Origin of the sequence: Gluconobacter sp. P5B12 (assembly GCF_018812035.1) — a bacterium.
Classification (GTDB): domain Bacteria; phylum Pseudomonadota; class Alphaproteobacteria; order Acetobacterales; family Acetobacteraceae; genus Gluconobacter.
In genome coordinates this window covers 183,633-209,401 of sequence record NZ_JACRVV010000006.1, presented here as the reverse complement: position 1 = coordinate 209,401, position 25,769 = coordinate 183,633, and the positions used below count along the sequence as shown (strand labels likewise).

The window sequence follows — 25,769 nt, the reverse complement described above, 5'->3', positions numbered from 1 at the left end:
GGTTGGCAAAGGTCTCAGATGGCTTTCAGACGACGAACGATTTTTTTCATAAACGTCCGACGGGCCTTCAACGTGGTGTTGTTCATATTGTAAAGCCCCAAGTAATCGACACTAACACGGCGGTTCATGACAGCCCGCAGAAAGCGTGTCCCATTCTTCCTTGGCGGATCACCAAGAACGAAAGCACGGTGCCTTGGGCAACCATAAGTGGTGACAGTCATGACCTTTTTGATGTTTGTAAAACCGGGAGAAAGTTTTCCGTCTATCAGTTTGAAAGAGACGTCCGGCAGGAAAACCCGATCAAAATATCCCTTGAGAATGGCGGGCCAGCCAAAATTCCATACGGGATGACAGAGAATTAGCACATCCGTACTTTGAAGGCGCTTCACGTAATCTGCCACGCGATGCTGATTGATGGTGACATCATGGTATTCAATACGATCCTGTGGACTGAGTACAGGATCGAAATTTTCCCGATACAGGTCCAGAGCGTCGACTTCATGTCCTTCAGCTTCCAGCGTCTGCTTAACAAGCCTGAACAGCGCAGCATTGAAGCTATCTTCCAGAGGATGGGCAAAAATGACGTGGATTTTCACGCGGTGCTTCCTGTTTTTCTGGTTCTATTAAAAGAGTTTCGTTCGATATTCGAACTCTTGTTCGTTATAATTATTTTAGGCATAATCATTTTCAGCCTGCAATGATATTCGTAACGTCTACGCATAGTTTTTTGTCCAAGAACGGATTTGTCCATGGATCAACCCTCGCCTGTGCCCGATACCGAGATTTCCCTGACATTTGTTAAGGGTCTTGAAGTTCTGCGAGCATTTGAAAATGGTCAGACAGACATGACTGTTGCCGACATTGCTCGGTTGGTCGGTCATACACGGGCTGCCACGCGGCGACTTGTCAGAACGTTGGAATCCCTGGGATATGTCCGGAGCATTGATCAGCGATACAGACTCACAGCACGCGCCTTGAAACTGGGGCTTGGCTTTCTACAAAGTCGCTCCATCGGTCATCTTGTCGGGCCGGTTCTGCGAGCTGAATCCATTGTTATCGGAGAATCCATTTCTCTCGCTCTGCTGGACGCAGACGAGGCAATCTATGTCTTCCATAATCCCGCAGACAAATCTGCCGAAATGTCCGGGCATACTATCGGCAGCAGCATGTCTCTTGCCAGAACCGCAACTGGCCAAGCCATTTGCGCCTTTTTACCCGAGATCAGACAACAGACCATACTGGCCACCTCAGGCCTTTCTGAAACAGAAGCGGCACGCGTGGCTAAGAGTCTTAAAGACGTTCACTCTCAGGGTTTCGCCTTGAGAGATGTGTCTCCGCAAAGCGATCTGCGTGCCCTTGGGGTGCCTGCCTTTAATGTAAATGGCCAAATTGCTGGTGCGCTCAGCATCGTCTTTCCAACCAGTCGATACTCCATGACACAGATTCAGAAGGATCTGGTTCCCCACCTTCAGCGATGCGCGACCTATCTTGTCAGCGCCCTGTGAGACCCACAAATGACAATCATCTTGCATACTTCTGAGCTTGCCCAAAACTATTTGGCCGGCCTCAAAGCACAGATCCGCTCACAGCAGAAAACTCTGGACCATACGCCCACTCTGACGGTCGTCATAGGCTCTTCTGACGCAGGCCCATCGGCCTATCTGCGCCGCATTGACTTACTGGCGGAACAAGCCGGCGTTAACCTACAAGTTGTTGACGTTGCGGGACAAAACGAAAGCAATTTTTGCCAAACAGTCCGAGAGCTTGGCGCTAACAAGAAGATAGACGGAATTCTGATCCTTTTCCCACTCCCGGAAGAAATTTCCCGCCAAGCCATCATAGACGCTCTTCCCCCGGAGAAAGATGTGGACTGTCTCCATCCACTCAATCTTGGAAGCATCATGAATGGAACTCCATACTTCGAGCCCTGCACGGCAACAGGCGCCTTAATGGCGGCAGAACATCTCGTTGGAGATCTGCGCGGAAAAGACTGTGTCATCATTGGCAGTTCGCCCGTTGTCGGGCGCCCTTTGAGCATGCTTCTTCTGGATCGCGGCGCGACGGTTTCTGTTGTTCACATCGATACTCAGGACATCAAGTCGCATTGCAGGAAAGCGGATGTTCTCTTTTCAGCGGTAGGAAAAGCCAGATTAGTCACTGCGGACTGGATCAAGCCAAAAAGTTGTCTCATCGACATCGGGATCAGCTATTGCCCGGATGAGGGGCGTGTTGTGGGAGATGTCGACCTCAAATCTGTCAAAGGTGTCGCGCATACGGTTACCGCAGTTCCGGATGGTGTTGGACCACTTACAACCTGCACCTTGTTGGCTAATACTGTGAAAAGCGCTTTCGATCGAATGGGAGTAAACTTTATATACCCCTCCCTTCCTAGCCAATAATACGAAAATGTTCCCCGTTTAGCTCCCATGAAAATTCTCATTCTAGAGAATTGTTCTAATGCACATTGAAATGGGCGACATGCTAGTGGCAAAAATACCGATAAAAAGCAACTGGGCCATCTAGAGGAACCGAGCAACTGCTGATTAACGGTTCTGGGTGATGGACTTTCGCTCTGCGTTTTGGGCAGAGCGAAAGGCATTGTGCTTTGGATCATTATACACTCACGTTGATCCCCTCGAGGAAGAGGCGGGCGATGTCGATTTGTCCGAATATAACGTGATTGCTGTTTGGCTGCCTCAAGTAGAAAGTCTGGAGTGATTTGTTCCATTCCAGAAAACCGTGGTTGACCTGGAAATGAGGGCCAATAATGAACTTTTCTGACCTGACATTTGATCATATTGGCATTCGCGTGACGTCTCTAAACGGTTCTATACCAAACCTAGCCGGGAGCATTCTTATGAGTGTTCTTCTCAAACCCGCAGGCTATACGCTGCGGGTTTCTGTGTTGAAGGCAAAGCAGAACTGCTGCGTTATCTTGAATAGGAACAGATTATCATTACGGAAGACCGTTTCCGAACGAGATATGATAGGCATATCGCCCGGCCCATTCGCAAACCGGATAATAACGTCTTGTAGTTAAATGAAATTATCAAGTTATTTGATGCCATAATGGACGATGTAGTATACATATAACATTTAATATAAAAATATAATTATTTATAAATATTAATTTTATATATCGAACAGATTTCTATTAAATTTAAATATATTTATTAAATATTTATCACTTGGTACGAACGGACACACATTAACCACGATTTTATACCGTAAAATTATCAACCAATTGCCGCGTAGCAACTTCATGAATCTGTGGGCAACTGGACCTACCAATGCGGTTTCAATACGCATATAAATATAGCATATTGCATAAAGTAAAGTGATTGCTTATTTCCTAGCGTTAGGTGGTGGAGCTCCATGGAACGAAGTGTCGTAAAAATGTCGCAGTTCGATCAGTTATCAGAACCCAGTATCAGTTGGCAGGAGCTGACCCAGCAGGCAAATCAGGCTTACCTACTTCACGATCATGAACAGGCACGGACTCTTTATGCGCACGCCATGACGAAAGCCTCCGAACTTCTGGATCATTTTCAGGAAACAGGGCTGCATCTTTCGGCCCCCACTATTTTTGTCGTTTCCTGCCATAATTTATCCGATCTGTATGTCGTGGAGAAAAAGCCTGATCATGCAGTTCTCTTTCTGCGTCGCGCTTGTACAGAACTAATTCGCCTAGCCGAACTGCCTAGCCTGCCCATGCGGGCTCGATTGGTCTGCGTGGAGCAGCTGCGCCCCGCCGTTGTTGCACTGATGGGGTGTAAGGGCGGTGCGCTGTCCGAGCAGCAGGAAACCCAGATGCTGGTGCTTAATGCCCGAACTGTGGCGCTCGCCGTTTATCGGATTTCTGGCTACGCAGCACAAACCTCACTGGAAGACGTCCCACCCCAAGGAGACCCCTCATAGACGAGGGTCTAGTCAAACAGAATTGGAGAGAAAATGTTCAAACTTCCCGAGCTACCTTACGCTCTGGACGCGCTGGCGCCTTACATGTCAGCCGAGACACTTGAGTATCATCATGGCAAGCATCATAAGGCCTACGTCGACAAGCTGAACGAACTGACCGCCAGCGGTTCATATCAGGGACTTGATCTGGACCAGGTAATCCGAAAATCGGCTCAGGATGCCGCCCAGAAAGTATTATTCAATCAGGCAGGCCAGCACTGGAACCATTCCTTTTTCTGGCAGAGCATGAAAGCAAAAGGCGGTGGATCTATCCCCGGCGCCTTGGAAAAGCAGCTTATCGCGGATTTCGGTTCTCTGGATGCATTCACGGCCCAATTCAAAAATGCCTGCGTTTCTCAGTTCGGGAGCGGCTGGGGCTGGCTGGTGCACGACGGTGAAAAACTGGCTATTACAAAGACCGCCAATGCCGATACTCCACTGGTACATGGGCAAACAGCGCTGCTGACATGTGATGTATGGGAACATGCCTATTACATCGATTATCGCAATATGCGCCCGAAATACGTGGAGGCTTTCCTTACGGACCTAGTGGATTGGGAGATGGTCGAACAGCGTTATCAGGTCGCCCTCTCCGCACAATAAGCCCTTCCAGAGAAGTCATGTCATGAAGGATATTCTCGTATTTCTCCATTCGGGCCTGCATCACAGAGGCGCCGTGGTTGGACGTACGAACCAGAATGTCCTCATGGGATCGATCGGCAGATCACAGGAGAACATTTCTTATGATCTGCCGATGCTAAAGGAGTGAGAAAAGACAGTCATAATTGTGCTTTAGCCCGGCTCAGACGAGGGGTTGGCGGTACAAGAGGCCGTTTTTCGATGTGATGATCACGAGCGGCAAAACGGTTAATATGCTCAAGAACTGATTGTCCCAACGGCTGCTGGACGTTTTAAAAGCGATGAAGGATTACGTATATCGTGCGATAGCTGAGTCAATTGCGGCAGCATATGCCGTCAAGCAGCACATCCAGTGCGGCGGGGACTGGCGCTGACCCGACCTTCTCTTCCAGTAGTTGGTTACTGATCGCCAACATGGCGAGACCATGCACCAGCCCCCAGCTTGCTGCTGCCTGCGCACTTATGGCGACTGTCCGGAAACTCCCGTCTCGCTGTCCGTTTTCCAGAAGTCTCAGAAGAATTCCAAATGTGCTCATGGCCGCGTCATGTAACTGCGGATCTATCGTTTTATCCGCATCAGAACTGAACATCAGACGATAAAGTCCGGGGTTTTGACAGGCGAACCCGATATAGGCCTGCGCTGCGGCCATGAATTGCGCGCGTGTGGAAGGAAGATCCGGGCGCATGGCCTCGGTCATAGTCTTTTCAAGCCTGACGAACCCAATTCGGGCTAGTTCCCGAAGCAGCGCTTCCCTGTCGCGGAAGTGCTTGTAAGGCGCTGCATGGCTGACTCCCGTGCGCCGAGCCACCTCCCGCAAGGTGAAGGTCCAGTTCTGATCTGCTGCTAGCATGGCTAACGCCGTGTCGATCAGAGCGCGGCGTAAATCACCGTGATGATAGGGTTGGTCTTTGGTTTCACTCATTCGTGAGGCTCATGTTTACAGAAGAAACTTTTATTGACACTGGAACGTCATGCTCAATATCTTGCCTGCATAAGTTTCCCTTGTAAACATGGAGGACGCAATGTCCGATGTTACGCCTGCCGAGCTGCGCCGCATTCTCGACCGCCAGCGTGCTGCGTTTCTGCATGCCGGACCACCTGACCTGAAACAGCGCCGGACCCATCTGCGTTGTCTGAAAGCCGAGATCCTGAAGCGGCGGACTGACATCGTGCGCGCCCTGAAAGCAGATTTCGGCCAGCGGTCCGAACGCGAGAGCGCCATTGTGGAACTGATCCCGCTAGTGCGGTCGATCAATTACATGATCGTGCATCTGGGGCATTGGATGAAGCCGGAACGCCGCCATATATCGGCCTATTTCCAGTGCGGTAGCGCTTGGATAACCCGGCAACCGGTGGGCGTCGTAGGAATTATCGCCCCGTGGAATTATCCGGTTTCTCTGGCTCTCGTACCATTGGCAACGGCTATTGCCGCCGGCAACCGCGCCATACTCAAACCGTCGGAGTTCACGCCCGCAACATCTGCGTTGATCAAAGAGATTGTTCGGGCTGTCTTTACACCCGAACAAGTTTCTGTCGTGACTGGCGGTAGCGAGGTGGGGGCTGCGTTTTCGGCTCTACCCTTCGATCATATCCTGTTTACTGGCAGTACAGCCGTCGGCAAGAAGGTCGCTGAGGCTGCGGCGCGCAATCTGACGCCCGTCACGCTCGAACTGGGCGGCAAATCTCCCGTAGTGATCGAGCCCGGTTTTTCCATGCAGCGGGTGGCAGACCGTGTGGCGTTCGGAAAGCTGACCAATGCGGGACAGACCTGTATCGCGCCGGATTACGTGCTGGTGCATGAAGGCGATAAGGACGCTTTTACTGCGGCCTATCAGGCCGCCGTGAAGAAGCTGCATCCGGGCGGTTATGTGGGCTCTCCCGATTATACTGCAATTCTCAACACGCATCATTACGAGCGATTGAGCGGTCTGATCCGTGATGCTGAGGAGCATGGCGCACAGGTCATCAGGATGGGTAGCGATTCAACCGCCAGTCATGTTCTGTCGCCCGTTCTCATACTAAATGCCCAGCCTGACATAGCGGTGATGCAGGAGGAAATTTTCGGACCTCTCCTGCCTGTGCTGACCTACAGGACCTATGATGAAGCAATCGCCTTCATTAATGCTCGTCCCCGGCCCTTGGCCCTGTATTATTTTGGCAACAACCGCGCTGAACGCGACAGGCTTCTGAAACGCACCATTTCAGGCAACGTGACGATCAACGGCACATTGATGCATTATGTGCAAGACGATCTGCCCTTTGGCGGCGTGGGAGACAGTGGCATCGGAGCATATCATGGAAAGGAAGGCTTCGTCGCGCTCACACATGCCCGTGGTGTGTACCGACAGGGCCGTTTCAATGCGGCGACACTGCTTCAGCCACCATTTGGCAAGCTCACGGACGTCCTTACAAATCTGATTTTGCGATGATGACGCGTATACCGCTTATCGGAAGGGCCAGTGTTATCGGACGTCTTGTTGATACGGGGCTTGCCAAGCGGCCGAAGACCTTAAGGGGACAGGCGGTAGAAACCTGTATTTCGGCCATCTATGATGCGGTCCAATGACCCATGCCAATCAGTCGAGTTTCGGATGCTTTAATTGTCCATGCTGTTAAGGGTAAAACGACTGCCCCTGCGGAAAACCAAACATTTTACAACCGATCAGCACGTGTTCGTTAAGCATCTTTAATACCGTATGTTTCATATTTGATGTCGAGTTGATGCTGAACACGTTCCCAAAACTTCAGGGATCCATTCCTCCTATGGCATAACCTGACGGGTGAGCCCTGATACCTGGAAAACTCAGGTTCATAACCAGGATGGTGATGGCAAACCGTTCACGCACTAGCCTCTTGTAATTATGGTACGGTATATTACCATACCTTTCAAAAGCATGAAGGGCTTGTTTGAATATGGTGGCTAGTGATCTCCCCTTCCCTCTTGCGTCCGAAAAGGGATTGCACCCCAAGGGTGTCGAGCGCCTCAGAAGACTTACGTACTCTGCCACCGAGCTTTTCCTTAAGCATGGTTATGAAGCCACTTCCATGGATATGCTCATCCAGAAGGTCGGCGGATCGCGACGCAATATCTATGAGCGCTTTGGGGGCAAGGAAGGGCTTTTTTCAGCCGTTATCGCGGAAGAGTGCGTAAAACTGGCTGCGCCGCTTGAAAGCCTCATATTGGAAGATCGCTGCGTCCGACAAACATTGGAAAAGTTCGGTGCAGAAATCCTGCATATCATCAAACAGCCCCGCGTACTTGAACTGCACCGCCTAATGATCGCGGAAGGAAAGCGGTTTCCCCAACTTTCGCAGACCATACGGTTCGCCGGTCATCATAACGCAAAATCAGTCCTTGCCGCCTGGATCCGGAGGCAGCAGGAGCAGGGCAAACTTCGATCTGCATTAGATGCGTCAGGACTGGCTTACGCTTTCATCCATATGGTCACCGGGGAGGCCCAGTTGCAGTTGCTGAGTGGTGGCCCTTGCACGACCGAAGAGCAGGACAGAAGCACGGTTTCTCTGGCCGTCTCGCTTTTTCTTTCCGCAGCTCAGGAGACAGATCATGCGTAATATTACAGCGAAACAGGTTCTAGCGTATGTTCTGGTGGGCTTCTTTCTTATAGGAGCTGCCGGGAATATTATGGCGCCAAAGACCATTGCAGAAGAGTACGCGCGATGGGGCTATCCGCACTGGTTCCATTTGGTAACCGGATGCCTTGAGTTAACCTCCGCCCTTTTGATGGCGCGATCGGCGAGCCGGATTGTTGGTAGCGTCCTTGGCGGTTGCATTATGGCTTCAGCGATCGCCACGGTGGTCTTCCATGGCGAATACTCTCACGCGATTGCCCCACTCGTCGTGCTCAGCCTCCTGATATTGTCTGTTTATCTGCACAAAAAATGACGCGTTCAGGGCCATAGTCAACACCGAGTTTTCCTCCTCTCTCAAATCTTTGGAAAGTTTATCATGATTCAAAGTCAACCAATTGCACTCGTCAGTGGAGCAACGCGTGGTATTGGTCGCGCCATTGCACAGGGGCTCGCCCATCAAGGCGTCAAGGTCTTGCTGGGTGCCCGAAACCTTCAGATAGGTCAGGAAGCCGCAACAGAAATCAGCGCACCAGATGCTCAGGCAGAAGCTGTTGAGCTCGACACGACCAATCAGGCCACCATTGACAGTCTGGCAGCGCTGATCCGTGAGAAGTATGGTCGGCTGGACATTCTGGTAAACAATGCCGGCATCAGCCTAGATTTCTATCCAGATCTGTCGGCTCGGGAAAAACTATCGAGAACATTTGAAACGAATGTTGTCGGCACAGCGGCGCTCACCGACGCGATGATTCCGTTGCTTGAAAAATCTGCGCATGGGCGGGTTGTTAATGTGTCGTCCGTTCTCGCCTCATTTTCGAGCCGGGGAGAAGCAGACTGGGTTTACAAGGACGTGGCCATGCCGACCTATCAGGCATCCAAGGCTGCTCTGAACTCTTTGACTCTCAGCTACGCCAAACTTCTCGCTGACCAGAATATCAAGGTGAATGCGATTTGTCCCGGCCTAACCGCGACGGATGCTACCAACCATTATGGAGATCGGAAGCCTGATCAGGCTGCTAAGATCGCGATCCAGTATGCTTTGCTGGGCGATGATGGGCCAACAGGAACATTCATCAATGAGGGTGGAGCTCTGGGCTGGTAAGTGTAGGGCAGCTACAAGCATTTGATCCGATTTGCATTTCATATGCAAATCGGATCGTTCCTAATTCGCGACACTTGGAGTATTCGCTTTTTGAGCGCTTTAAATATCATGTGTGGTCGGAATATAGGAGACTAACATCCATCTACAATGAACAAGCCTGTCAGGTTGTAGCTGGATCAATAACCTGCGGTTTTGGACGATCACGCAACCGGCGGTCGGCAGAACGGGATAAAAGATGCTCCACGCCATAGCCCAGTATCCACGAAAGACTGATCGCAGGTACAAACCATAGCCAGCCTATGTACATATTTCCACCGCTGATGCGGAACAGGGCTATGAGTGGGAAAACCACGAACATATGGCTCAGATAAATTTCGTAGCTCATAAACCCGAAGGATCGAAGCCACTTGGTGCCACGCGTTGTGTAATCAGCCATCCATCCCCACGAAAACGCAATGAGCAGAAATGCTGTCGAGATAGTCAGAGCGAGAGCCCCGATGCTGCCCAATATGTTCCAGAAGAAGGGCGCATTTATCAGATAGGATGAGAGAACAATGGCACCTGTTACTCCGATCAATGAGCGCAATGCTGTGCGCCGCTTTATCGATACGCGATGAGCGAGCAAAGCACTGCAGACGCCCATCGCGATAGCCGACATGCCCGGTAGATAGGCCTTACTCTGCCAGATTGGCGAGGCGTGTGTTAGTGCAGCCAAGCTGAGCGGCATCGAGAACGCGAGACAGAAAAACATGAATGCCCGAAATCGGCTAAAATGAGCGGTAATCAGGCAGAATAAAGGAAAGTCGATATAGAAGGCTTCTTCAATGGATAGGGACCAGAGGACATCCCATCCGCAAGGGAGATAGCCCGTTTGGCCCTCATACCAGTTCATGTGCATTCCAAAAGCAGCCAGGATTGCTCGGGGAAGAGACTGACTGATCGGTATGTTCAATCGTGTAGTCCGGGACCTGAGTAAGATCAAGCACTGAAAGGACCACAACGAGGGTCACCAGACAGGGTAAGATGCGTGCCGCCCGTCGTCGGTAAAAATTTCGCCAATCCAGTTGGCTCAAAGTACCCCATCGCTTGAGGGTATGAGACGTGATGATAAAGCCGGAAATGACGAAGAAGATGGTTACAGCGCTTCGACCATTCCCACTAAATACTTTGAGCAGCCATAACGGAAAAATAGTGGCAAGGCCGGTTTGCGCCAGAGGGATCCGTAGCGCCATATGATGGATGACCACCAGAACAACAGTAAGGCCGCGAAGGATATCTATCCCGCCATTACGTTCCGCTAAGTGCTTCATGTTTATTGGGATCGGAAGCGGCATAGGGCCTCTGCATAATTGAATATGGCGATAATTAGTTTGTTATCGTAATTATGGTAATAGTGTGGCCTCACACACGAGAAATGCAGTAATATTGCCACATAAAATGGCGTCGGCTCCTCATGTTGTGCTTTGATTAGAGCTTGTTCGCTGTAGTTACTTATAAAGTCGCTCTAAGAGCACGTTTGTTCACTTTGGAGCCGACAAAACCCAGCCGAAGAATTCCAGAACAGTTAAATTCTACGGCTACGATCCTGGTTAACGTCAAATGCTCGAACGAAGGCAGTCCTTCCGTATCTGACTGGGACCGGACAGGCCATCATAAGGTTCCTTAAGCCGCTTAGAAGATGCTGCCCCTTGCCCGTCTTGAAACGGCCAACTCCAGACACCCGCAAATCTTGCTCCAAGCATAAACTACCCCTTAGATATATAACTATATAATATAGTTTTTATTATAAATAACTATCATGTTGACGAAACAAAAGAATCACTACACTAATTCTCATGTCTTACATAAACACGAAATGATCTAGTTCTATGTCTGTAATGCTGTCCTGTCCCTGTCCACCGATGATGCCGGGTTCCTCCCCGCTCTCATTCCCCTTGTTCGGACCGCACGTCACAGGCAGATATCATGACCTTCATCTCCGCTCCGCTTCCTGATCTCTCCCTGCTCTGGGGCCAGGATGCTCGTGAAGCCAGCCATCTTCACGACCGCTTTGCTCCTGTTTTCGAGCAGATCCGCACGAAGGCACTTCGGGCTGAACTGAACCGCGAACTACCCTTCGAGCAGATCCGCCTTCTTAAAGAGAGTGGTTTCACGGCCCTCCGCGTTCCCGTTGCGCATGGTGGCCTTGGTGCCAGCCTTGAAGACCTGTTCTCGCTTGTCACCGCATTGGCCAGAGCTGATTCAAACGTCGCACAGGCGCTCCGGGCCCATTTTGGCTTTGTTGAGCATCTCCTGTTCGAACCTGCCGGGTCTTACCGGACAAAATGGCTCGACCGCCTTGGAGTTGGACAGACCGCAGGCGCAGCAGCAGCAGAAGGCCCAGCGTCCAAGCGTGATCTTTTCAGTACGACCCTGTCCCAGAAAGATGGTCAGTGGGTCATCAACGGCTCCAAATTCTTCACGACCGGCTCCCTTTACGCAGACTGGCTAACCGTCACGGGCACCACGGAAGATGGCCAGACCGTTAAAACACTGGCTGCCCGCAATGATCCCGGCCTCGAAATCGTCGATGACTGGGATGGCGTTGGACAGCGTTTGACCGCCAGTGGCACCGCGTATTTCCGAAATGTTCACACAGAAGAAGCCGACCTGCACTACGGCAACACAGCCTTCCCGTACTCTCAGGCCTTCTTTCAGCTCTATCATTTAGCCACTGTCGCCGGGATTGCCCGCGCTGCTGCAACGGACGTTGCGGATGCCGTGCGCCGCCGCAAACGCTCTTTCAGCCACGGGAATGCAGACCTTCCGGCGGAAGATCCTCAGATCCTCGAAATTGTCGGTCATGTCTTCAGTGGCGCCTATATCGCTGGTGCGGCTGTTGAACGTGCCACCCGCGCTATTCAAGCCGTTGCAGACAGCCCTGCCCCAGAGCTCGATCTCACGGTTGCTCGTGCCGAACTCGAAGTCTGGCAGGTACAGGATCGGATTTTGCCGCTGGTACTGGAAGCCACGACCGCTTTGTTCGACGCGCTAAGCGGTGGTGCAACCTTGCGCGTCGTCGGATTGGATCGACATTGGCGCAACGTTCGTACACTGGGTAATCACAACCCCCGTGTCTATCGCACGCGCGTCGTTGGGGACTACGCAGTCAATGGCACCCTGCCCCCCCCTCAGTGGCGCGTGGGGGTGGCGTAATGGGACAGCACATCATCCTCAACGGCTTTACGATGGCTACGGTTTCGCACCTGAATTACGGCCTGTGGCGCCATCCCGCTGACCAGACACATCGTTACAAGGACATCAGCTACTGGACTGATCTGGCACGCACGCTCGATGACGCTGGGTTCGATGCCCTGTTTATCGCGGATGCCCTCGGCCAGATTGATGTTTACGGCGGTAGTCCAGATGCTGCCCTGAAGCACGGTATCCAGTCCCCACTGATCGATCCGCTTCTGCTGGTGTCCGCCATGGCCGCCGCGACGACGACGCTTGGTTTTGGCATCACGCTGTCTACCACTTACGAGCACCCTTATCTTCTCGCCCGCAAGCTGACGACGCTCGACCATCTGACAAAGGGCCGTCTGGGCTGGAACATTGTGACGTCGCAGCAGGAGAGTGCGGCGCGCAATCTTGGGCTGGACCATCAGATACCCCATGACGAACGCTATGACCGGGCGGACGAGTTCATGAGCGTCGTTTACAAACTGTGGCTGAAATCCTGGGAAGACGATGCTGTCATCCGACGCCAAACGGCTTCAGGTGAGTGGATCTACACCGATCCGGCAAAAGTTCACCCTATACGGCATGATGGCCAGTACTACCGCGTTCCGGACAGCCATACTGCCGAGCCCAGCGCGCAACGGGTTCCCGTTCTGCTTCAGGCAGGCGCTTCAGCCCGGGGCGGCGCATTCGCGGCGCGACATGCCGAGGTTATTTTTGTCGTTGGTGCAGGCGCAGAAGGGACACGCAAAAATGTCCGGCGTATTCGTGAGGACGCTGCTCGCGAAGGTCGCGATCCAGGCAGCCTGCGCTTCATTTGCGCCGCTGCAGTCGTGGTCGGGGAGACTGAGGAAGACGCTATTCGCAAATTTGCGGAATACAAAGCCTTCTACGATGCCACCGGATCGCTCATTCATTACTCCTCAATGACGGGTGTGGACTTCTCGAAGAACCAGACAGACGAGGTCCTGACCTATCGTCCGACAGAAGCCAGCCAGTCTGTCCTTGAACAGTTTGACCCTGCCATCAGTGGTCGTTCATGGACTATTGCAGAAGCCACAAGCCCGGCAGAAGGCTTTGGCCGTGCCAAAACTTTCGTCGGTACAGGTGAAACCGTCGCGGATCAGATTGAGCAATGGCTCGAGGAATCCGAGACCGATGGCCTCAATCTGATCCAGCTTGTTAATCCGGACAGCTATAACGACTTCATCCGCCTCGTCCTGCCGGAACTGAAGCGTCGTGGCCGTATCAAGCCCAAGGACGGCAAGACCCTGCGTGAAAGGCTTTTTCCGCAGAATATGTCCGCACATCCAGCTCCCGACCATCCGGCCTGGGGCTGTTGATCCTCCCAAGACCTGAAAATCCCTGTTTCCTGTATCTTGTGAGTGTATTTCCATGCCCGCTTTTTCATTTTCCAGCCGTAGCGCCAGTGGCTCTGTTTCTCTGATTGCCCTGCTGACCCTCTCGGTTAATACTTACGCTTTCGCTGATACCGCTTCTCCGGCCACCAAGGTGGGCACAAATCCGCGTCACGGCACGCCTGCACTGCCTGCTCACAAACCGGCTCCCTCCCGCGCCATCAGCGCCAAAGCAACCGAGAGCATTGGGGTGGAGGGACACCGGCAGGCTAACTGGGTATCCAATCCCGTTTCTGCGGTTACCATTCGCGAATATGCCGCCGGGACCAATCCGCTCAAGGCCCTCACCCGACTACCTGGGGTTCTGTTCAATTCCGGTGATCCGCAGGGTGTGAACACCTGGCAGAACTCATTCCTGATGCACGGCTTCGATCAGAGCCAGATCGGCATGACGCTGGATGGGATTCCGCTTGGAGACCAGCAATTCAGTAACGTTAACGGCCTGAGCCCGACCTCCGCTATTTCGTCTGAAAACATTGAGCGTATGGATGTTTCGGCGTCCACTGGTTCGGAGAGCGTGGCCAGTACGTCCAATCTGGGCGGTACGGTGCAGTTTATCTCACGCGATCCGTCTCACAAACGTGGGGCCAGTGTGAACCAGACCTTCGGGAGTAATGCGACCTACCGGACGTTTGTGCGTCTTGAAAGCGGCGATCTGAACCGCCAGGGGACGCGCTTCTATGTCTCCTATGCCCGCAACGACACCACCAAATGGCGTGGTGGGCAGGACCAGTTCATGCAGCAGGTCAACGCCAAGGTTCTGCACCCTATCGGGCAGGACAGCCGTATTACGGCCTACTTCGACTACACCGATATGCAGATGCAGAACTATCAGGACTACAGCCTGGATATGTTCAATAACGGTGGCTACGCGATCGATAACTTCATTGGGCAGCCTGGCGGCTATGAAAAGGCATATCGTCTCGCGCTGGCCCAGCGTGGACTTCCGGGAGGGCAGGTTCCTGCAGCCTATGCCAACCTCAAGAGCCCTTACACCGCGTCCTACTACGAGGGCGCCCAAATGCAGCATTCCTATGTCGGGGGTGTATCGGCCGATCTTGCTCTGACTGATCGCTTGCGCTGGCAGAGTACCGTCTATGGGCATCGCTCCTATCAGCGCGGTTCAGTCGCCAGCCCTCTGATCTCGTCTCCTAACGGAGCGCCTTTGATCGATCAGGTTACGCAGCCCGATACGAACCGCTTCGGCTTTACGACGTCCCTGTCCTATCGCATCGCGCATAACGTGCTGAATGCAGGTCTGTGGTATGAAAATACCCATTTCGACATTAGTAAGCCGCTTTACCAGCAGCCGCTGCTGCAGGACGTCCTCGACGGGACCGCAACACCCGTCAACGGGCTCGACAACCTCAAGAACCCTTTCCAGAATGGCTACCGACAGGTCTTTAATACCAACACGTTTGTCGCTTATTTCCAGGATACGTATCACGTAACCAGCACCATCGCGCTTCATGCTGGTTTCCGGTCCGTCCTGAACACGACCCGCGTCGGCGCGCTGGCCAACTGGGAAACTTACACCCGCACGACCGCTATCGCGGGCGGAAACTCCTTGACGTCCACTAAGCCTTTCCTGCCGCATTTCAGCGGGGAATGGCGCTTCGCTCCTGGCCACCAGCTCTATTTTGACATCGCAGAAAACGTAAAGGTCTATCCTGTCTCGGGCTATAACAGCGGTTCATCCCCGTTCTCGACCACCCAGGCCGCCTATCTGGCTTCGAAAAGCACGCTGCGCCCCGAAACCGACTGGAATTTTGCGGGAGGCTATCGCTACACCGGCCGCCTCATCAGCGGCTCGCTCTATGGCTACCACACGATCTTTTCCAACCGGCTGCAGCGCATCTCCACCGGTCCGACAACCCAGCCGTACACCACCATCCAGAACGTCGGTGGCGTAACGATGACCGGTGTGGATGGTGCCGTCACGCTCACACCCGTTAAGGGGCTGAGCCTGACCAACAGCATCAGCTACAACCATGCCGTCTATGACAACAACATTACTCAGACCGTCAACGGATCGCGGGTGACCTACAATATCCGCGGCCAGCAGGTCGTGGCCTATCCGCGTCTCATGTATCACGCTGACCTGTCCTACACCTGGCATGATCTTCAGGCGCATATCGAAGCCCAGTATGTCGGCAAGCGGAATCTTAGCTACACTGGCGACACGAAGGTTCCGTCCTACTGGCTGACTAATTTCGGTGCACGTTACGACCTGAGCAAACAGTTGCACCGCTTGTCTCACACGGGCTTTCTACAGCACCTCTCGGTAGACCTGAACGTCTATAACCTGACGAACGTAAAATACATCTCCACCATGGGGCAGAACGGTTACCCTATGGCTGGTGATTACCAGTCTGTCGTCCTCGGTGCGCCCCGCCAGTATTTCGGCGCTGTTCATGCGGATTTCTGACATGCAGACGACGTTTCCTGCCGCTCCGCTTCTGCCTGCCAGCCGCCTGCCCCGGAGCTTTGCCCTCCAGTATGCCGGCCTTCTGGTCTTTATGATCGGGGATGGCGTCGAGGTCGGCTATCTGTCGCCGTTTCTGGTCCAGACGGGGCAGACGGAGCACTTCGTAGCCCTTCTCTTCACAGCCTACGGACTTTTCGCTGCTTTGGCGGCCTGGTTCTCGGGCTTGCTGTGCGACATCTTTGGTAGTCGCGCCGTCATGACGGCGGGTCTGTTATTCTGGATCGTGCCGCAACTCCTGTTTCTTGGCGTTGCCATTCCGGCTCATTCTTCAGCCTTGCTACTCCTGACCTACGGATTGCGAGGAGCAGGGTATCCGCTGTTTTCCTATGGACTGCTGACCCTGCTCGTCACTACGATCCGTCAGGACCGGTTGGGTCGTGCTGTCGGTCTGTTCTGGTTCTGCTTTACCTGCGGCTTGCCCACGGTCGGTTCTATTGTGGCGCAACTCCTGCTCCCCGTTTACGGCCAGTACATTACACTCTGGATCGCCCTTCTCGGGGTGGGAGCGGGTGGCCTCCTTGCCGTCCTGCCGCTGCCCACTACGCCACGTGCAGAGAAAGGCAGCCTGAAAGACATCGGCCCAACCCTGCGCGAAACGGTTCGTCAGATCCGCCACAATCCGGGCGTCGGTCTGGCGTGCATCGTGCGGGCGGTCAATTCCAGCGCTACGCATGGCCTGATCGTCTTCATGCCGTTCTTTTTCACGGGCCGTCTGGGCTTGTCCCAGGATGTATGGATCCGCTTTCTCGAAATCATCTTCGCCAGCAACATCGTCTTTAACCTGCTGATCGGTTTTGCCAGCGACTATATTTCATGGCGGCAGACCATCATCTGGTTTGGCGGTATCGGGAGCGCCGTAAGTTGCGTTGGTCTGTATTGGATCCCGCTGCTGTACGCCCACAGTAGCCTGCTCGCGGTTTATGGCTCTGCCGCAGTTTTTGGCATGACACTTGCCGGATATGTGCCGCTTTCGGCTCTGACGCCGTCTCTTCTGCCGGATCACAAAGGTATTGCCATGTCCCTTCTGAATCTTGGTGCAGGGAGTAGCGTCTGGATCGGGCCTTTCATCGTTTACCTTTTTGAAGGCGCCGTAGGCACGCAGGGAATTATCTTCATCTACGCCGCTCTGTTCCTGGCAAGCGCAATCCTGACCTTTTTCATTACGCCTCCGTCTCTCACGCGACCTGACCGCACCAGTAGTCAGGCACTCCCCCAATCCGAAGGAGTTCCCTCATGACACAACTTACGATCGAAAAGGTCACATCCCGTATCGGCGCCATCGTTCACGGCATCAACGCCCGCGAGCCCTTTTCCGACGAGCACAAGGCGTTTCTCCATGAGGCCCTGTTGCGCCACAAGGTGATCTTCCTGCGCGACCAGTTTCTCGATGATGCCCAGCACGAGACGCTTAGCCGCGTCTTCGGAGATCCGATCCTTCACCCGACTATCCCCGCCGCTGACGGCACGCCCTATACGTTCGAACTGAATTCCCGCAACGGTCGTTCAACGGATTCCTGGCACACAGACGTCACTTTCGTGCCGGCCTATCCCAAGGCCTCGATCCTGCGCGCTATCACGATCCCGCCCTACGGCGGCAGCACACTCTGGGCCAACACAGCAACTGCCTATGACGATCTGCCCGCGCCTCTGCAGCAGCTTGCCGACACACTTTGGGCCGTTCATGGCAACGATTACGACACCAATTTCTACAAATACGACACGCGCCACGAGGAAATTGCGGACTTCCGCGCTCGTTTCATTTCACGCCTGTATGAGACAGAGCATCCGGTCGTGCGCGTTCATCCTGAGACCGGTGAGCGCACCCTTATCCTGGGCCATTTCTTCAAGGAAATTCGCGGCGTCCCCACGCAGCACGCCAACCGGTTGCTGGAGATCTTCCAGTCTTACATCACGCAGATTGACAATACCGTCCGCTGGAACTGGAAACCCGGTGATGTGGCCATCTGGGACAATCGCGCCACGCAGCATTACGCTACAGCCGATTTTGACACGCATCCCCGCCTTCTGCGCCGCATTACGGTGCGCGGAGACACGCCTGTCAGCGTTACGGGTGAACAAAGTCGCTTACTCAAAGGCCCTGATGATGGTCAGAACCTCGATCACTGATTCGATTTGTAAGTTATGAATACTCGCCGCAGTAGGGGAGCACCGGCAAGCACGTTTCGAGATGCCGTGGTGCCCCTTCCTGCCGCGAGCCCTATTATCCCGACGAATGGCCTTCATAGCCATGCCGTTATCAATATCCTCGCCATCGACGAACAGCGTAGCATTGCCGACCGCTTTATCGACCACCACAATACCATGAACAGCCCGGCCTTCCGGATCCACCGAAGACAGGACGGACAATCACTGCGTTTTATCATGCGGCAACAAGATCGATCGGTTTTTTATAAGTTTACTCAATCTTGCCGCCGCAAGGATCTGGGGCGGGGTCTTTTGTCAGGCTGACCCAGCACTAAGCATCTTGCCGGGATTTAGAAGCAACATCGGATCATATCGCTTCTTTATAGCTGCGAGATCCGGTGATGCCACACGGTGCATACCGCCTTCCTCAATAGTCACGACATGGGGGTTCGCAATATTCACACCCCTTTTCTCATGTTCAGCAATGATATGATTAAGCCGCGCCTCATCTGTAAAGCGGATGACCGGCAAAGCGGCACAACTTACATGACCGCCCATCGGGAAGAACTCCAGATGCATCATCAGATCATCAGGGAACAGTGCACGGATTTCCGCGACTTTTTCCAAAGTTCCGACGGCCGGATAACCACACTGAAGATACGTGTAACCACGATCCTTTTTTAGAACCTGAAGCGTCGTGTGATTCCACGTCAACTCGTAAAGCGGGGTTGCCCCTGCCGTGTCTTCAGCTTCTCTGGTGTTAGCTTCATAGCAAAGGTGGCCGTTAGTAGCTTCAGCCAGCGCCTTGACCGTTTCAATGCCCGCCGGAGCAACCATGAGAATGACCAGTGACGCCCCATCCGGCACGTGCTCGCGTACGGATGCGAAGAATGGCGGCAGGTCACCGTCAACGACAGACACCAGCTTCTTCTGAATGCCCGCCTGAAGAGCAATATCACGCGCAAAAACTGCCGCTTCTTCAAACGTGCCGAATGAAATGGCCATATCCTGCCAATCCACGGCTGGCTCAACACCAATTTCCAGCTCGGTAATCAGGCCTGTCGTACCGTAGGTGTGAAGCATGCCCCGCGCATCAGAGCCGCGAAGTTCGAGAGCTTCCGGATTTTCACCCAGAGTGACAAAGCGGAGCCCCAGAATATTCCCCGGTGACGAAAGACCGCCCCATCGAACAGACCCAATACCGCCGGATCCACCCGCAATAAATCCACCGATCGTCGCCGTCCGTTTCGTGGACGGATACATGCGGGCTTCCCAGCCCAGCTCATGCAGAGCACGATCCAGATCCAGCATATTCATGCCAGCCTGCACCCGCGCGACACCATCCTTGACCCAAAGAAGCTTATTAAGCTCTGTCATTTCAACAACAGCGCCTCCTTCCATGGGAACAGCCTGGCCGTAATTTCCGGTCCCGCCTCCACGCGGAGTAAGGAAAGTTTTTGTCTCACGGGCGGCTCGGGCAATGTGAAGCAGGTCCTCTTCATTGCGCGGCATAACGATACAATCGCCAAAACAGCTATCAAGCTGCCGCTTCAGAACCGGACTATACCAGTAAAAATCACGGCTTTTCCGCTTCACAAGAGCTGGAACCGTCTGAACGGGAATATCGCCAAGAAGCGACAGGAAGGTCCCAACAGAACTCATCGACCAAGATCCTCCGTAATCGGACGCAGGCGATCCAACGGGTATTCCGCAATTTCTACGAGAAGCTCAAGAAAGCCTTTGATCCACTGATTAGCGACAGCCTCGCCTTTCTCAGCCGTAGCAATGCCAGCATTCCCTGCCGCGCCTGACGGATGGATGTCATGGGTTAGCCAGCCAAAGCCGACGCGCCCTTCTGCTTCCAGCCATTTGGCGGTCTCAGCAAGCTTTTGAGGCCATGGCTCGAAATTATCAGCGCGTTCCATCTCAACAAGATCTGGACGCAGGTGAAGCATCAGGGATGTTTCAATATCGCCACCGTGAATGCCATATCGGCGCTCTTCGTCGGTAAACATGCCATCCGGTACACCGAAACGAGACCAGCCCACACAGACAACAAACATTCCATGTGTCCGGCGGAGTGTTCTGGCAACAATGTCTAAGATCTGTGGCTGTCCACCATGAGAATTCAGGAGCACCAGCCTCTTCACACCAGATCGTGCAACACTTTCACCAATTTCGATGAGAACCTGCGTAAGGGTCTGCGCGCTGAGGGTCAGTGTTCCAGGGTAAGCAACATGCTCTTCGCTTTTGCCAACAGCCTGAATAGGAAGTGCGGTCGCGGGGACGGTCGCGGGGAGCGCCTCCATTGCCTTATCAAGCAGCATTTCGTTGATACAGGCATCCACATAGACCGGAAGATGTGGGCCATGCTGTTCCACCGCGGCCACAGGAAGAATGGCCACGGTCTCAGGGGGAAGCTGACGAAACTGGCGGGAAATCATGTCACACCAGCGCTTTTTGGGCCAGAAAACCGTCTCGGAACTGCTTGTCATGGGCTTGTCTTCCGTTGTCTCTTGTGTGGAATGACACGCCCCGGGGAGGACGAGCCAACACATTCCCTGCTCCGATATGATATCATCCCGGAACGAAAAGATAGATGAAACAGGAAGATCGCAGCTTTTAAAGCATCTATTTTCGACAGGAGCGATGCAAAAAAGAGGGCGCAAATTTCACGGGCATTCCGCTAGCGTTTCAAAAAACAGGAGCCAGCTATGTCCGAACTTTCAACACAGTCATTGCCTACGCGCTCCGTGCGCCTGAATCGTCTCTCCAAAACCGTGATGGTCGGGTCTCTGGGAGTCTTCGGCCTTCTCGTCGCACTTAATAATATTACAGATTATGGTTCAAACTATGCATTTGTTCGTCACGTTCTGTCGATGGATACCACGTTCCCGGGCAACAGTCTCAGATGGCGCGCGATCTCGATCCCGCTGCTGTGGCATATTTTTTACGTCCTGATTATTGGCGCTGAATTCGCAACCGGTGCTCTTTTTTCGTTTGCGGCTTGGAAGATGGCGAAGGCGATCAACATGGATAGTCCGGTCTTTAAGGCCGCTCATACCCTTGTTCCCGTCGCGACGGCCGTAGGATTTCTCATCTGGTTTTTCGGCTTCTCTGTCGTCGGAGGTGAGTGGTTCGCGATGTGGCAATCCCATAGCTGGAACGGCCAGGAAGCCGCATTCCGGTTTTTCATGACCATGTTGGGAGTTTGTATTTTCACTCAGCAAAAAGAGTGAGTGCATCCTTTTTGCGCGCACAAATGGGTTAAAAAGGTATCGGTCCAGCAGCAGAATAGCTCTTCCCACGGAGACAAAAAAACCGTTACGGTCTAATTATAAATGGACGTTGGGAGGCACCTCATGACACCTTACAGGCTTGATCGACGCAGTATGCTCCGCGGCATCATGGCTGCGGGCGCGGTGTCTTCCCTACCCTCTGGGCGAGCAAAAGCGGCATCCAGGCCCCTGACCCTGCTGACCAACTGGTATGCTCAGGCAGAGCACGGAGGCTACTACCAGGCCTCCGAAGACGGACTGTACAGCGCTCAAAATCTGGACGTTTCAATTCAGATGGGTGGCCCCCAGATGAACATGACCCAGCTTCTGATGGCGGGACAATGTGACATCGCCATCATGCAGGGTGAAGAAGCCATCCGCTGTGCAGTGCAGGGCATTCCCGCCGTCGCAATCGCTACGACTTTCCAGAAAGGTGTTGGCGGCGTGATGACCCACCCGGATATTCACGACATCGCCCAACTCAAGGGCCATCCCATTCTGATCAGTTCAGAAGGGCGAGCCAGCTTCTGGGTGTGGCTTAAGAAGCGTTATGGCTTCACGGAAGACCAGGCCCATCCCTACACCTATAATCTCCAGCCCTTCGCTTTCAATCCGCAGATGGCCATGCAGGCCTTTGTTTCCTCGGAGCCCTACGGCGCCAAAAAAGCTGGTATTCCATTCAATTTCTTTCTCCTCGATGACGTGGGCTACGCTGCCTATGGAAACGTGCTGATGGTGTCCCGCAAGACCCTCGAAGAACGTGGCCCCGAGCTCCAGAAGTTCATCGCGGCCAGCAGCGAAGGCTGGAAACGCTATATTTTTGGAGAGTCCACCAAGGGGGATGCTGCGATCCGTAAAGCTAATCCGGATATGAGCGCGGACCAACTCGCGTGGTCCCGTCAGAAACTCCGCGACATCAAAGCTCTGGGCGCACCGGGAGCACCCATCATGACAATGAATGATGAGCGCTGGCAGCGCATTCACGACATCCAGCTTTCAGCTCAACTCATTGCAGACAGTCCGAAATGGAAAGATGGGTATACCCTTGATGTCGTCCACAACAGCCTGGCAACTGTCCCCGCATGAGCAGTCCCGTTCTTTCCCTGAGCAGCGTTGAGAAAATTTTCCCCAACGGCGTGCGCGGTCTTTCTCCTGTCGATCTGAGTGTGGAGAAAGGAGATTTCGTTACGCTGATTGGGCCATCTGGATGCGGCAAAAGTACGCTCCTCAAGCTCATCGCCAATCTTCATACCCCGTCGGCCGGCACACTGAACTGGTGGGGCGGCGGCTTCAGGGACGTAGGTCAGAAAGGGCGCCGTATGGCGTTCGTCTTTCAGGACGCAACGCTCATGCCATGGGCCACGATCGTGAAAAATGTGCGCCTTCCGCTTGATTTGGAAAAAGTGGATCGGACAACGGCTGACAAGCGTGCCCATGCCGCTCTTGAACGCGTTGGCCTAGGTCACGTGGCCGATCAATATCCCGCACAACTTTCCGGCGGCATGAAGATGCGCGTTTCCATTGCCCGTGCACTCGTTACCGAACCAGATCTTCTTCTGATGGATGAGCCATTCGGTGCACTGGACGAATTTACCAGAAACCGCTTGGATGAAGAAATGGCCCGTCTTTGCTATGAAGACGGCCTCACCACACTGTTCGTCACACATGCCCTCCATGAGGCTGCATTTCTGTCCAGCCGCGTAATGGTCATGGCGGCTCACCCTGGGCGTATTCATGCTCAATACGAAATAGACCGTGGCATTGTTCGCGACGAAACTTTCCGCCTTTCCGATCAGTTCGCCGGCATCAGCAAAGAATTGGCGATCCTCCTCGAAGATGCCAGTCGGGACAGCATGATTGGTCAGGAGGCGCAGCAATGATGACATCCCGTTCTCTCTCGCTCCTTGCTCCCATTACTCTCGGAATCATCATTCTGGCAACATGGGAAGCGATTTGTCGCTTCTGGCATATCCCGCCTTACCTGATGCCCTCTCCGTCTGCCATCTGGCGTGCTTTGATGCTGGACGGCGTGTCATTACTCCATGCGCTGCTTATCACTCTGGAAATCACATTTGCGGCGCTCGTTGTGGCCGTCCTCGGGGGTGTTCTGATAGCCTTCCTGTTGGTGCAGAGCCCGCTGATCGAACGGTGCCTGATGCCTTATGTGGTCATCATGCAGGTGACCCCGATTGTAGCCATTGCGCCGCTGATCATCATCCTGATCCACAATACTCCCCTCGCCCTAACTGCCTGCGCAGCATTAGTAGCGATCTTCCCTGTGATCTCGAACACTCTGCAAGGCCTGCGCAGCGTAGATCCAGATCTGGCGGCTTACTTTCAGATGCACAAAGCCACCCGCCTTCAAATGCTGCTGCGACTGCGAATTCCAAGTGCTCTTCCCATGTTCATGGCAGGCCTACGCATTGCAACAGGCCTCTCACTTGTCGGCGCCATTGTAGCTGAGTTTGTTGCCGGAACCGGTGGCAATTCGGCTGGCCTGGCATATCAGATCCTTCAGTCCGGCTTTCAGATGGATATTCCCCGGATGTTCGCGGCACTGTTCCTTATTACAGTCGCAGGCCTCGTCCTGTATGCCGCAGCAGCCAGCCTCCAGCGCTTTGCTCTGAGACATCGCTCATGATTTTTCCTGCTTCTTCTAGCACCGCCCCAGGCGCCCTCCTGAATGCGACTATTCCGGCAGGCCTGCGGCCTTCGTCATTCACTGATGAGACCATGCGCTACGATATCGCGCTCTCAGAAGGGAAGATCTCAGATATTCTACCGGCAGGAAATCTTTCTTCCGTCGGGGACGCAATTGATCTGAAAGGTCAGATGGTCTGGCCATGCTTTGCAGATATTCATACCCATCTGGACAAGGCCTTCATCTGGGAGCGCGCACCCAATCCTGATGGAACCTTCATGGGGGCCTTGCAAGCCACAACTCAGGATCGAGAAGGGTATTGGACGGACGCAGACGTTGAACGCCGCATGGAGTTCAGTCTGAACTGTGCCTACGCGCACGGAACCAGCGCCATAAGAACGCACTTAGACACCTTCGGAACGCACGGGAACCGCGTTTGGCCGCTTCTGCGTCGCCTTCAAAAGAAATGGTCCGGGAAAGTTGCTCTGCAAGGCGTCTCCCTGACCATGCCTGAGCGCTACATGGGTGAAGACCGGGACGGCATCGTTAGAAATGTCGCCGAGACAGAGGGGGGCGTTCTGGGCGCCGTCCTGATGAAGCACAACACGATGCCCGAAGCCCTCGAAGTTCTCTTTGGACTGGCCACAGAATACGGTCTCGAACTGGATCTTCATGTCGATGAGAATGGAGAAACAGACGGAACGGCTCTGGAACTGATCGCCCAGACAGCTCTGAAGCTTCGGTTTCGTCAAAAGATCTTATGCGGCCATTGCTGTAGCCTTAGCGTTCAAAGCGAGACGCAACAGACGCACATTATTTCCCTGCTCGGCGAAGCCGGGATTGGCATTGTGAGTCTCCCACTTTGCAACATGTACCTTCAGGACCGCACCGCAGGGCGTACACCAAGATGGAGAGGTGTAACCTTACTGCAGGAACTCGATGCCGCGGGTATTCCAGTCATGCTTGCCAGCGACAATGTCCGAGACCCCTTCTACGCTTACGGGGACTTTGACATGCACGAAATTCTTCAAGGCGGTACGAGGATCGGCCAGTTGGATCATACTCACCGTCCTTGGGCGCAATCGGTCACAAGCCGTCCGGGATCCTGGATGGGAAGGATCCATCGTCTGGAAAAAGGTGCACCAGCGGATCTGATTATCTTTCAAGCTCGTTCCATGAATGAATGGATGAGCCGCTCTCAGGCCGGACGGACAGTTCTCCGAAACGGTCGCATTCTCGAAGCAACTCCCCCTTCATACGAAACTCTGGGAGCTGAAATCTGATGTTAGC

The 25,769-nt window shown here is 53.6% G+C and carries 25 protein-coding genes; 19 read left to right on the top strand and 6 right to left on the bottom strand.

Going from position 1 to position 25,769, the window contains the following annotated elements; all coding sequences use genetic code 11:
- Positions 1 to 14 precede the first annotated feature (14 nt).
- A complete protein-coding gene (locus tag KP702_RS11835; protein WP_202207864.1) occupies positions 15 to 596 on the bottom strand; it encodes an NAD(P)H-dependent oxidoreductase in 582 nt (193 codons plus the stop codon).
- A 153-nt stretch (positions 597 to 749) separates the two neighbouring features.
- On the opposite strand from KP702_RS11835, the gene KP702_RS11830 reads away from it, so the two are divergent.
- The 4 genes from KP702_RS11830 (at position 750) to KP702_RS11815 (ending at position 4,560) form a co-directional block, all read left to right on the top strand.
- Positions 750 to 1,505: an IclR family transcriptional regulator gene (locus tag KP702_RS11830; protein WP_215768994.1), complete on the top strand. Its 756-nt coding sequence runs from the start codon at positions 750 to 752 to the stop codon at positions 1,503 to 1,505.
- 9 nt (positions 1,506 to 1,514) lie between these two features.
- Positions 1,515 to 2,399: a bifunctional 5,10-methylenetetrahydrofolate dehydrogenase/5,10-methenyltetrahydrofolate cyclohydrolase gene (locus KP702_RS11825; RefSeq protein WP_202207866.1), complete on the top strand. Its 885-nt coding sequence runs from the start codon at positions 1,515 to 1,517 to the stop codon at positions 2,397 to 2,399.
- Between the two features lie 976 nt (positions 2,400 to 3,375).
- Entirely contained in the window at positions 3,376 to 3,918 is a 543-nt protein-coding gene (locus tag KP702_RS11820) for a DUF2753 family protein (protein WP_215768993.1), read from the top strand.
- A 33-nt stretch (positions 3,919 to 3,951) separates the two neighbouring features.
- Entirely contained in the window at positions 3,952 to 4,560 is a 609-nt protein-coding gene (locus tag KP702_RS11815) for a superoxide dismutase (RefSeq protein WP_202207868.1), read from the top strand.
- 350 nt (positions 4,561 to 4,910) lie between these two features.
- Here the strand turns inward: KP702_RS11815 and KP702_RS11810 are convergent, their stop codons facing one another.
- On the bottom strand, positions 4,911 to 5,519 hold the full coding sequence (locus tag KP702_RS11810; protein WP_215768992.1) for a TetR/AcrR family transcriptional regulator: 609 nt from the start codon (positions 5,517 to 5,519) through the stop codon (positions 4,911 to 4,913).
- A 100-nt stretch (positions 5,520 to 5,619) separates the two neighbouring features.
- Between KP702_RS11810 and KP702_RS11805 the strand changes: the two genes are divergently transcribed.
- From KP702_RS11805 to KP702_RS11790, 4 genes are all read left to right on the top strand, one after another.
- Positions 5,620 to 7,026 (top strand): coniferyl aldehyde dehydrogenase, encoded by a 1,407-nt coding sequence (locus tag KP702_RS11805; protein WP_237389995.1) that lies wholly within the window; start codon positions 5,620 to 5,622, stop codon positions 7,024 to 7,026.
- A 484-nt stretch (positions 7,027 to 7,510) separates the two neighbouring features.
- Positions 7,511 to 8,170, top strand: coding sequence for a TetR/AcrR family transcriptional regulator (locus KP702_RS11800; RefSeq protein WP_215768991.1), 660 nt, complete (start codon positions 7,511 to 7,513; stop codon positions 8,168 to 8,170).
- Positions 8,163 to 8,501, top strand: coding sequence for a DoxX family protein (locus tag KP702_RS11795; protein ID WP_202207872.1), 339 nt, complete (start codon positions 8,163 to 8,165; stop codon positions 8,499 to 8,501). The genes KP702_RS11800 and KP702_RS11795 overlap by 8 nt, the downstream gene beginning before the upstream one ends.
- Positions 8,502 to 8,564: 63 nt before the next feature.
- Entirely contained in the window at positions 8,565 to 9,290 is a 726-nt protein-coding gene (locus KP702_RS11790; RefSeq protein WP_202207873.1) for an SDR family oxidoreductase, read from the top strand.
- A 160-nt stretch (positions 9,291 to 9,450) separates the two neighbouring features.
- Here the strand turns inward: KP702_RS11790 and KP702_RS16220 are convergent, their stop codons facing one another.
- Together KP702_RS16220 and KP702_RS16215 are read right to left on the bottom strand one after the other, a co-directional pair.
- The gene (locus KP702_RS16220; RefSeq protein WP_252348686.1) at positions 9,451 to 10,182 is read right to left on the bottom strand and encodes an acyltransferase; all 732 of its coding nucleotides are present in this window, start codon (positions 10,180 to 10,182) and stop codon (positions 9,451 to 9,453) included.
- Positions 10,169 to 10,624 (bottom strand): acyltransferase, encoded by a 456-nt coding sequence (locus tag KP702_RS16215; RefSeq protein WP_252348685.1) that lies wholly within the window; start codon positions 10,622 to 10,624, stop codon positions 10,169 to 10,171. Before KP702_RS16215 ends, KP702_RS16220 begins: the two co-directional genes overlap by 14 nt.
- Before the next feature lie 631 nt (positions 10,625 to 11,255).
- Between KP702_RS16215 and KP702_RS11780 the strand changes: the two genes are divergently transcribed.
- From KP702_RS11780 to KP702_RS11755, 6 genes are read left to right on the top strand one after another with little or no spacing between them, the layout of a single operon-like run.
- Positions 11,256 to 12,485 carry an acyl-CoA dehydrogenase family protein gene (locus KP702_RS11780; RefSeq protein ID WP_202207874.1) on the top strand — a complete coding sequence of 410 codons (1,230 nt, stop codon included), beginning with the start codon at positions 11,256 to 11,258 and terminating at the stop codon, positions 12,483 to 12,485.
- Positions 12,485 to 13,852 carry an LLM class flavin-dependent oxidoreductase gene (locus tag KP702_RS11775; RefSeq protein WP_202207875.1) on the top strand — a complete coding sequence of 456 codons (1,368 nt, stop codon included), beginning with the start codon at positions 12,485 to 12,487 and terminating at the stop codon, positions 13,850 to 13,852. The genes KP702_RS11780 and KP702_RS11775 overlap by 1 nt, the downstream gene beginning before the upstream one ends.
- Before the next feature lie 52 nt (positions 13,853 to 13,904).
- Positions 13,905 to 16,355 (top strand): TonB-dependent receptor, encoded by a 2,451-nt coding sequence (locus KP702_RS11770; protein ID WP_215768990.1) that lies wholly within the window; start codon positions 13,905 to 13,907, stop codon positions 16,353 to 16,355.
- A 1-nt stretch (position 16,356) separates the two neighbouring features.
- Complete coding sequence (locus tag KP702_RS11765) at positions 16,357 to 17,652, top strand: MFS transporter (RefSeq protein WP_202207877.1); 1,296 nt, start codon at positions 16,357 to 16,359, stop codon at positions 17,650 to 17,652.
- Complete coding sequence (locus KP702_RS11760) at positions 17,649 to 18,542, top strand: TauD/TfdA family dioxygenase (RefSeq protein WP_202207878.1); 894 nt, start codon at positions 17,649 to 17,651, stop codon at positions 18,540 to 18,542. Before KP702_RS11765 ends, KP702_RS11760 begins: the two co-directional genes overlap by 4 nt.
- A gap of 15 nt (positions 18,543 to 18,557) precedes the next feature.
- Positions 18,558 to 18,884, top strand: a complete 327-nt coding sequence (locus KP702_RS11755) for a hypothetical protein (RefSeq protein ID WP_202207879.1) — start codon at positions 18,558 to 18,560, stop codon at positions 18,882 to 18,884.
- Here the strand turns inward: KP702_RS11755 and KP702_RS11750 are convergent.
- Together KP702_RS11750 and KP702_RS11745 are read right to left on the bottom strand one after the other, a co-directional pair.
- Positions 18,876 to 20,222, bottom strand: a complete 1,347-nt coding sequence (locus KP702_RS11750; protein ID WP_202207880.1) for an FAD-binding oxidoreductase — start codon at positions 20,220 to 20,222, stop codon at positions 18,876 to 18,878. The genes KP702_RS11755 and KP702_RS11750 overlap by 9 nt on opposite strands.
- On the bottom strand, positions 20,219 to 21,055 hold the full coding sequence (locus KP702_RS11745) for a creatininase family protein (protein WP_202207881.1): 837 nt from the start codon (positions 21,053 to 21,055) through the stop codon (positions 20,219 to 20,221). Before KP702_RS11745 ends, KP702_RS11750 begins: the two co-directional genes overlap by 4 nt.
- A 219-nt stretch (positions 21,056 to 21,274) precedes the next feature.
- Between KP702_RS11745 and KP702_RS11740 the strand changes: the two genes are divergently transcribed.
- The 5 genes from KP702_RS11740 to KP702_RS11720 all read left to right on the top strand — a co-directional run bounded on the left by KP702_RS11740 (position 21,275) and on the right by KP702_RS11720 (position 25,762).
- Entirely contained in the window at positions 21,275 to 21,799 is a 525-nt protein-coding gene (locus KP702_RS11740; protein ID WP_202207882.1) for a DUF2165 family protein, read from the top strand.
- 123 nt (positions 21,800 to 21,922) lie between these two features.
- Complete coding sequence (locus KP702_RS11735) at positions 21,923 to 22,924, top strand: ABC transporter substrate-binding protein (RefSeq protein ID WP_237389999.1); 1,002 nt, start codon at positions 21,923 to 21,925, stop codon at positions 22,922 to 22,924.
- A complete protein-coding gene (locus KP702_RS11730; RefSeq protein WP_202207883.1) occupies positions 22,921 to 23,718 on the top strand; it encodes an ABC transporter ATP-binding protein in 798 nt (265 codons plus the stop codon). Before KP702_RS11735 ends, KP702_RS11730 begins: the two co-directional genes overlap by 4 nt.
- Complete coding sequence (locus KP702_RS11725) at positions 23,715 to 24,479, top strand: ABC transporter permease (RefSeq protein ID WP_202207884.1); 765 nt, start codon at positions 23,715 to 23,717, stop codon at positions 24,477 to 24,479. The genes KP702_RS11730 and KP702_RS11725 overlap by 4 nt, the downstream gene beginning before the upstream one ends.
- Positions 24,476 to 25,762: a cytosine deaminase gene (locus KP702_RS11720; RefSeq protein ID WP_215768989.1), complete on the top strand. Its 1,287-nt coding sequence runs from the start codon at positions 24,476 to 24,478 to the stop codon at positions 25,760 to 25,762. Before KP702_RS11725 ends, KP702_RS11720 begins: the two co-directional genes overlap by 4 nt.
- Positions 25,763 to 25,769 lie beyond the last annotated feature (7 nt).